Origin of the sequence: Microcoleus sp. B3-D7, from assembly GCF_036705305.1 — a bacterium.
GTDB lineage: Bacteria > Cyanobacteriota > Cyanobacteriia > Cyanobacteriales > Microcoleaceae > Microcoleus.
Window position 1 is genome coordinate 90,765 of the sequence record NZ_JAUBUE010000024.1, and the last position, 8,754, is coordinate 99,518.

An 8,754-nucleotide genomic window follows, 5' to 3' on the forward strand; every position below is an offset into this window, starting at 1 on the left:
ATTCCCAATTATTAAATTATGTCAAAAATTGGCGTTGCAGTAGTCGGTACAGGTTTCGGTCAAAAAGTACACCTTCCCGGATTCCAGGCCCATCATCGGACAGAGGTTGTGGCTGTTTATCACCGGAATTTAGACAAAGCAAAGGCGATCGCCTCTACCCACAATATCCCCTACGCTTGCGACTCGATCGCCGATATAGTAGCCATCCCAGAAGTGGCGGGCGTCAGCATTTCCACACCGCCATTTTTGCATTTTGAAATGGCAAAAACCGTCTTGGAAGCAGGCAAGCATTTATTATTAGAAAAACCCACAGCCCTTACAGCAAATGAAGCCAGGGAACTTTACCGATTGGCAAACAACGAATCTCAAACCGATTTTAAAAATGGTGGTTCCAGAGCAATTGCCACAATGGACTTTGAGTTTCGCTTCATCCCCGCATGGCAAATGCTAGCAGAATTATTGGCAGCAGAATATGTGGGAGAAAAGCGTTTAATTAAGATAGATTGGCTGGTGTCGAGCCGCGCTGATGCGAGTCGCCCCTGGAATTGGTACGCGCAAAAAGAGCGAGGCGGCGGAGTTTTGGGCGCGACAGGTTCTCACGTTTTTGATTATATTAGCTGGCTGTTCGGCCCGCCGCAGAGGCTTTCTGGGCATTTGATTACAGGAATTTCGCGGCGGCCCGATCCGAATGATTGGGGAAGTTTAAAATTAGTTGATGCCGATGATTCGTGCACGTTGATGTTGGAATTAGCCGGGGGAACTCCTTGTCAAGTTTGTTTGAGTTCTGTTACTTATCAAGGGCGAGGACACTGGGTGGAAATATACGGGAGTAAGGGTACGTTGGTGTTGGGAAGCGATAACCAGCAAGATTACGTCCACGGATTTCGCTTGTGGGGTTCCCAAGGTGGAGAACCTTTAGCTGAAATCAAAATTCCTCAAAGATTGGAGTTTCCTCAAGTTTATCCAGACGGGAGGATTGCACCGTTTATTCGAGTAGTAGATAGGTGGGTAGAAGCAATAGATGGCGGTAAATCGTTGATACCGTCGCTCAGAGAAGGGGTTTACTCTCAGTTGTTGATGGATTTGACCCAGGAGTCGAATGCTACGGGAACTTGGGTAGATTTACCGAATTTAGATAAATTTTTGGGCACTAAGTAAAAGTGAAGCATCCCAAAGCAATCTCACGCACTCGATCGCACCCCAAACCCGATAAACTACGAATAGATAAACTCAATCCAACCCTATATCCAGAGTCGATAGTTGTGAATGGCGCGCCCTGAAAGTCCTTGCCTCAGTATAGCGATCGCTCGCCTGAGAACCGCTGGGGCAAACCATTTTGCCACTTGGGTTCTACAAGCTCCCTATCCCAGCGGGTATGTTCACCACGACTGTATGTGGCCCGATACCCTCTCCCAATCTTGGAAAGCTTGGCAGGAAATGTTTTCGCCCTCCGGGACAATTCACGAATTGCCCCTAAATCCTGATGGCAGTTTCGTCTCGCCGGAAAACAACCAGAATATACTGGCAGAAACTGAACAACGAAGTCCTCAGTCGCTAGACCTCGCTCCAGCGACGCCCTCTGTGCCGCTCCACCTCGGTCAACGGGGGTGGGGCGAGAAGGGGGATCAGCATCCGCCTCGGCCACCAGCAAGCTACAGCAGCCGCCTGATGCAGCATTTGGGGATTAATCTTTGGCAGTGGCTGTTTGAAGGCCCGATTCAGGGTAGTCTCCAGGAAAGTAAAGGTATTGCGATCGGGCAAAATCTACCCCTGCGAGTACGCATAGAGTTGCGCGAACCGTATTTAATTGCTTTGCCTTGGGAAATTATGCAGCCGCAAGCCGGTCAACCGGCAATTTCTCTGTCGCAGCAACTGCTGTTCAGCCGCACTACCAGCAATGTTGAACCTTTGCCACCCCTGCAGCCTGCGGAGTCGCTCAACATTTTGCTAGTTTTGGGACAAGCAGAACCCGGCCGCGGCGCTAACTCTCAATTTTCCAACAGCAATAACGGTCATTTGCAGTTGGGAGAAGAAGCGCTCGCCTTAGCTGCCGTTCTGGAAAGTGCTTTTCAAACCGACGACAGTGGCAAATATTTTGACATCAGCGTTCCGACTCGCGTCGATACTCTGATCGAACCTACTCCGGCGGAACTAATTTCTCGGCTGGAAACGCAAGCTTACAACATTCTGTTTTACGCCGGCCACGGAATACCGGGCCCCGACGGCGGCTTGCTATTTTTGGGGCCGGAAACGGCGATTAACGGTACTGAACTGGCTCAGGTATTAGTTCGATGCCGCGTGACTCTGGCGGTGTTTAATGCCTGCTGGGGAGCTCAGCCGGCGGTAGAGAGGCTGCACTCAACTAACGGCCAGCAACAGGCGATCGCCCGCAGCAGTTTGGCGGAGGTACTGATCCATCACGGGGTGCCTGCGGTGTTGGGGATGCGGGACTCGATCGCCGATCGCGAGGCCCTGAGTTTTATCCAAACTTTTGCCCAAGCTTTGGCCGGACGGATGTCGATCGATCGGGCCGTCGCCGTCGCCAGACAGCAGTTACTGACGCTTTACAAGTTCAATCAACCCGCTTGGACGCTGCCTGTGCTGTATATGCACCCTGAGTTTGACGGTCAGCTAACTGAGCCGGTAGATGACCTCAAAACTGAATTGCCTTTAAATTCTTCTACTTGGCTGGGACGGTTGCCGTCTTGTGCTTATTTGCGGGGGCGCGATCGACCAAATGCCAAATCCACCGACTCGACCAATCAGGTTTGGCCGATTCGCGCCGGTATGGTTCGAGTCGGACGCTGGGAAGAAAACGACGTAGTGATTCGAGAACAGTGGGTTTCTCAAAAACACGCCGAGATTTTCTGCCGAAACACGATCGGAGATAGCCGGGAAGAACCTAGCTACTTCCTGCGCGATTTTTCTCGTTATGGGACTCTAGTTTTGGGCTCTGAGGGATGGCAGAGAGTTCACCACCAAGAATTGCTGCTACGCAGCGGGACTCAGCTAAAATTTGGCAGTTCTCAAGGTCAGATTTTTGAGTTCACTATTGAGGTTCCCAAAACTTCGGGCTACAGTGAGACTGATTGCGGAACGAATTAAGGTGCGCGTGTAGCTAATGAAGGCAAGCGGCGAGTGGCACAGCAAAGTTCTGGGCGTTGAGTCTCCAATCTGAATTTAAAAGAGTTACTTACCACTGATAGCTCCCAACTAGCTCTTGGCACAGTCCCCCTTCTATATTTTCCTTTTCCCCCTGAGGTATTACATCATGGCTACCCAATCTCCTGATTCTGAATATTTTCGCGACTCACAAACTCAGGCCCAGATGGAACTTCTCGCCACAATAGTTCAGACTGATGTTGCTTATCCCTGGAATCCTGCACAGCTTGAATCAGAATCTTATTTGGCTGCCCTAGAGCAGGAATTTGCGCTATCTGATTCCTTCAGCGACAGCGATATTGCCCTGAAATCGCAAGTTTTATTCTCGCAATTAGAACAAGTTTGGCTGACGACTGCTCTGCAAAAGTCTTTGCGCGAAAAATTTGCTCGCCTTCCTCAAGATTTTCTGGCCCGCATCGCTCAAAGCGTGCAAAACGCAACTGTTAAGTATCAATCTTTAGCTGACCAAATGGTAGAGTGCGTGTTAGATATTTTGCCTCAGTGGGCTGAGGAAGATTTGCAGGTGTTGGCGCGTCCTTTGGCTTATGCCATGCGAGATGTTGATTCGGAAGGGGGGGAATTGGTCATGGCGACTAAAAGACCTTGGGCCCAATTGTCGGAAATAGAACAAGCCAGGGTTAGTTTGGCTGTCGCGCGCTATGCAATCTCGCAATTAGAAATTGCTGATTAGTTTTTTGATGGCTGGGTTTTTGGGCTGCGATAGCGGTAATTTTTTTTAAATTAATATAAAATTAATCTACCTTTAGTTAGATGTCAAATTCGTCTAATTGTTAAGTCCTAGGGATTGCTATAGTTTGATATAGCAATCCTATTTGATTTGTAGACAAGATAATTTTTTTTGAACTATAGCAAGCGCGCCCGACGGTTAGGACTGAGATGTGGCAGCATTTTCAATAAGCTTTTTAGGGGTGGCGTCCGAGAAACGGCCCACAATAAAAATTTTTTATTGTGGAACAGGCCCGAAAGCCTTTTGCAGCAATGTCAGCAAAAGGTAAGTTAGGAGGTTCTTAATTGCTGAAATCCTTGCCGAAGATTGTTTCTGACTTCTCTCGCGACGATAACTAAAGCCTTTTTCCTTCTTCCTTCTGCTATATTTTGCCAGGTTTGGACTCGCTAAGAAGTTTGGCAACAGCAAGCAAGATGAATTATCATACAATGGTCAAAATGTTAAAAAATGTAAATATAGTAATGGGGGTGTGTCGGAATTTTCAACTGAATTAAAAAAGTGGACAGCAGGAAACCCTTACTGTTGCATACACGATCGGAACTTTAAAATTATTTTATGACAACTTCAAGATTTGATATTCAAGACTTGAAACGCCACTTTTGGCGGATTTCGCGGGTGCCGGCGGCAACGCTAGTCGTGTTGGGGGCGGTTGCTTTCGCAGGTGCGATCGCCGGGGCCTGGTTTTCAGGTGAAGGTACTGTCAGCGATATTTTTGCCACAATCAACACTTGGCAGCAAAACCCGCCTGTGTGGCTGCAAGTGCCTGCTACGAGCAAGATGTATTTGTTAGTGCCGACTATCGCGCTTGTCTCCGTTGCTTTAGCTGCAATTAAAATTTCGCCTCAACCGCAGAAATGGTCGCGCGCTGTAGTAGTTGCAATAGTTCTGGCTTTAACAATTCGCTACGTTTTATGGCGATCGCTCGCTACTCTAAATTTAACCGATCCCCTCAACGGTATCTTTAGTTTGGGGCTGTTTTTCCTAGAAATGCTACTGGTTTTCAACACGAGTATTCAACTGTATTTAATGCTGAGAATGAAAGACCGGCGTCGAGAAGCCGATCGCATGGCAGTTGCCGTTGAAGCTGGAAACTTCACCCCGACCGTAGATATTTTTATCCCAACTTACAACGAACCGGCTTTTATTTTACGGCGCACTGTAATCGGCTGTCAAGCTTTAGATTATGCCAACAAAAAAGTATATTTGCTCGACGATACCAAGCGCGATGAAATCAAATTGCTAGCAAAAGAACTGGGATGCGAGTATATAACCAGACCCGATAATATTCACGCAAAAGCTGGAAACATTAACCATGCCACAGCTCTAACTAATGGAGAACTAATTGTAGTTTTCGATGCAGATTTTATTCCCACTAAAAACTTTTTAACTCGCACAGTTGGATTTTTTCAAAATCCCGAAATCGCCCTCGTTCAAACACCGCAAAGCTTTTACAACCACGACCCCATCTCCCGTAATTTAGGTTTAGAAAATGTACTCGCGCCGGAAGAAGAAATATTTTACAGGCAAATTGAAATCATCAAAGACAGCGCCGACAGCGTAGTTTGTTGCGGTACATCTTTTGTAGTGAGGCGGAGTGCTTTAGAAGCAGCGGGAGGCTTGGTCACAGATTCAATCTGCGAAGATTATTTTACCGGAATTCGGCTGTCAGCAACCGGATATCGCTTAGTTTATTTAGATGAAAAATTGAGTGCTGGTTTGGCGGCTGAAAATATAGAGGCTCATCTAAATCAAAGGCTACGCTGGGCGCGAGGCACGCTTCAGGCATTTTTTATTGATTCCAATCCTTTAACAATTCGCGGTCTCACATTCGTACAAAGGCTGTCTCATTTGGAAGGATTGCTGCACTGGTTTACCAGTTTAACCAAGGTTTTATATCTGTTGATACCTTTAGGTTATTCGTTTTTCGACATAATTCCTTTGCGGGCAAGTGCGCGGGAATTGCTGTACTTTTTCCTGCCTTACTATTTGGTGCAACTTACTGTGTTTTCTTGGCTGAACCGCAGATCTGGATCGGCTTTGCTTTCGGATATTTATTCGTTCGTTCAGTGTATTCCTTTAGCAGTGACCGTGGTGAGTTCCATGCTGAATCCCTTTGGGAAAGGGTTTCAGGTGACTCCAAAAGGAATGGCGAGCGATCGCTTTCATTTTAACTGGAATTTGGGATGGCCTTTGATTGTCTTGTTCGCAGCTACAGCATTCAGTTTGTGGCACAATTTAAATATTAATTTAGTTAAATATTGGGACACTGTACAGTCAATATCAGAAAGTGCACATTTGTCAAAAGGAATGAGTTTGGGATGGATTTGGAGCGCCTACAACCTGCTGATGATGGGCATTGCATTGCTGATTTTGGTGGATATTCCTAAGCCGGACATTTACGAATGGTTCAATTTACGCAGGGTTGTACAATTGAATATTGGCGGTCAAAGTTTTTGGGGTATAACAACGGTAATTTCGGAAAGTGGCGCTGAAGTTGCTATGACGCAGTGGCCAAGTTTTGCGGTGAAAAATAAAGGCAGTAAAGAAAGTTTGACAGCAGCAGAGATTTTGCCAAAATATGCCTTTGAGACAAGCTTATCCCAGGGTAAAATAAAACCGCTCCCTCGCAGTGCGGCAGTCAAGGCAAGGAGATCGCTAGCGCCATCTGTTGTTGAGTTGAGCACTGAGCGTCGTTTGGTCAAAGGTTTGATTGATTGCGATTCGGCGACTCTAAAAATTATGGAAGAGAACTGTTTTATTCCTGTGGCTAAGATTGAGTTGGTGGGCGATAAATCTCAGTTGGAGTCGAGTTTTCGGGATGGAAAAGAGTGCAGTTTTGTGGAACTCCCCACTGTGCGAATTGCGTTCGATCGCCTGAATATTAGCCAGCACCGCTGTTTGATCGAAATGCTGTACTGTCGCCCGGGCCAGTGGCAGCGGCAGGAAACTCCCGGAGAATGGCGATCGCTGTGGCTGTTGCTGAGAATTGCTTTGAAACCGAGGGCTGTTTTTGAGAGGAATAGGTCAGTTAGACCGATCGCAGTTTCGCAACTTTAGATCGAGTTTCCATCCCGGGCGGGTTTCACAAAACCTTTATCGCGCCAACAAACAATCCCATCAAGCAACCCCCGCCAAGGAACAATGGTAGATTTTATAGCAACCGCCAAGACGGTTAGGGCGTTGTTAATGGCTGACACGATTGATTTTATTGCTTCTTCCTTCTTTCTTCGGCTATACATAGACAAATGACCAGCACTTTTTTTTTAATTAATCGGCACAAACTCGTAACCGTAACTGGTGCGATTTCCGGGTTTAACAGTGACTAACTGAACTGCTCGATTACGATCGCCCGAAAGTAAAAACCGAATCGGGCCGGATGCTCCATTTGCCGAAAAATCTGACGCCGATAAAGCTTGTTGAATGCCTGTACGAGTCGGATTGCGCCCTAAACCGGCAATTAACGCGATCGCCGCGTCGTAGGCTAAAGCTGTGCGCCAACTTACTTCAGCATTCCAAAGTTGTTTGGATGTTTGGGGAAAGTTTGACTGCGGATCTGCCAGAATGTGCCAAGGAACAGCTAGCACCATATCTGTTGCTCCTGCGCCACCGATTTGCAGTGTTTTAGCAGTATAAGCCCCGTCTCCTGCTAGTAATGGCAGCCGTTTGGCGTTTACTTGCACTACTTGCAAAGCTTGGTCGATCGTGGCTGAATTGGATGCTAACATAATCACTTCTGCTCCTTGGGCGATCGCACTTTTAACGCTCTCGGCCGCATTAAAATTGCCCTTAGCAAAGTCAAATTCTGATACTATTTGTCCTCCATCTCCGTAAATAGCCGTAGTGAATTCATCTTTTAAAGATTTGCTGTAACTGCTGGTCGAATTGAAAAATATAGCAGCTTTTTGCTTTTGCAATTTTCCCACCATATAGCGGGAAAGAGCATTCGCAGCAAACCGATCGCTCGGCACTGTCCGAAATATATTGTTGGCAATTCCGGAGAGCTGCACAGACGTACTTGTCGGAGAAATTGCTACTAATTGTTTTTGCTGGTAAATCTTGCTGGCTGCTAGCGTTGTCTCTGAACCAAAATGCCCGATGACTCCTCAAATTTCCGAGTTATTTGCCAAAGCACTGGCAATTTGTGCGGCCATTTCTGGCTTGTTGTCATCGTTAGCAATTACCACTTTTAAGGGAGTACCGCTAATGCCGCCGCTTTGGTTGATTTCATTTTGAGCTTGAGCTACCCCCCGCAGAATTTCTAGAGCAGCATTGATATCGCCGCCAATGGGAACTGCTGCTGCAATTGTGTAGGATTTTTGAGATCCGATGCGGGCGTTGTTGAGGTAAATTAGTGCTTCGGGATCGTTGCGATTGGTTTTCAGCGAAGCTTGTAAGTCGGAAATAGCTGCGTTATAGTTGCCAGATGCGATCGCCTGTACTGCTGCTTGTTTGGTTGTTGTGGCTTGCTCTGGAAGTAACAGTTTTTCGCCACCACTCAGGCGCTGCCCAATTGCCTGCTCTGATTGCGGCGAATTCCCCGTCGCAGAGTTGGGAAAAGTCGGATTTTGGGGTGATAAACCCCCGACATTGATACTGCCTCGGCTTGTCAGCCACCAAATACCTGCACCGGCTAGCCCGATCGTAATTAGGAGCGATAATACCAGAACAGCGGTTTCATTTTTTTGGGACATGGCTGCAGAATTTTAGATTTTAGGTTTTAGATTCAACGACTTAAGAAGTTCGGCAACGAGCAATGTATGGGATGTAATACCAATTTAATATGAAGCTGCATAGAATAGGGCTTCAAGAATAAAATTGTAAGATGACAACGAACAGATTTCCTC

General features: G+C 46.9%; 4 protein-coding genes and 1 pseudogene. 4 read left to right on the forward strand and 1 reads right to left on the reverse strand.

Annotated features, from left to right (window positions below; all coding sequences use genetic code 11):
- The first annotated feature begins 18 nt into the window (after nucleotides 1–18).
- The 4 genes from QUB25_RS17310 to QUB25_RS17325 all read left to right on the forward strand — a co-directional run bounded on the left by QUB25_RS17310 (nucleotide 19) and on the right by QUB25_RS17325 (nucleotide 6,967).
- On the forward strand, nucleotides 19–1,158 hold the full coding sequence (locus QUB25_RS17310) for a Gfo/Idh/MocA family oxidoreductase (RefSeq protein WP_333063752.1): 1,140 nt from the start codon (nucleotides 19–21) through the stop codon (nucleotides 1,156–1,158).
- Between the two features lie 108 nt (nucleotides 1,159–1,266).
- Nucleotides 1,267–3,105 (forward strand): CHAT domain-containing protein, encoded by a 1,839-nt coding sequence (locus QUB25_RS17315; RefSeq protein WP_333184544.1) that lies wholly within the window; start codon nucleotides 1,267–1,269, stop codon nucleotides 3,103–3,105.
- 166 nt (nucleotides 3,106–3,271) lie between these two features.
- Nucleotides 3,272–3,853 (forward strand): hypothetical protein, encoded by a 582-nt coding sequence (locus QUB25_RS17320; RefSeq protein ID WP_333184546.1) that lies wholly within the window; start codon nucleotides 3,272–3,274, stop codon nucleotides 3,851–3,853.
- A gap of 612 nt (nucleotides 3,854–4,465) precedes the next feature.
- The gene (locus QUB25_RS17325) at nucleotides 4,466–6,967 is read left to right on the forward strand and encodes a glycosyltransferase (RefSeq protein WP_333184548.1); all 2,502 of its coding nucleotides are present in this window, start codon (nucleotides 4,466–4,468) and stop codon (nucleotides 6,965–6,967) included.
- 206 nt (nucleotides 6,968–7,173) lie between these two features.
- Here QUB25_RS17325 and QUB25_RS17330 read toward each other — a convergent pair.
- A pseudogene (locus QUB25_RS17330) lies at nucleotides 7,174–8,601 on the reverse strand (ABC transporter substrate-binding protein).
- Nucleotides 8,602–8,754: the final 153 nt, after the last annotated feature.

Excerpts from the sequence above, each read along its gene's own strand:
- QUB25_RS17320 (WP_333184546.1), top strand. The coding sequence starts at position 3,272 with ATGGCTACCCAATCTCCTGATTCTGAATATTTTCGCGACTCACAAACT.
- QUB25_RS17315 (WP_333184544.1), top strand. The coding sequence starts at position 1,267 with ATGGCGCGCCCTGAAAGTCCTTGCCTCAGTATAGCGATCGCTCGCCTG.
- QUB25_RS17310 (WP_333063752.1), top strand. The coding sequence starts at position 19 with ATGTCAAAAATTGGCGTTGCAGTAGTCGGTACAGGTTTCGGTCAAAAA.
- QUB25_RS17325 (WP_333184548.1), top strand. The coding sequence starts at position 4,466 with ATGACAACTTCAAGATTTGATATTCAAGACTTGAAACGCCACTTTTGG.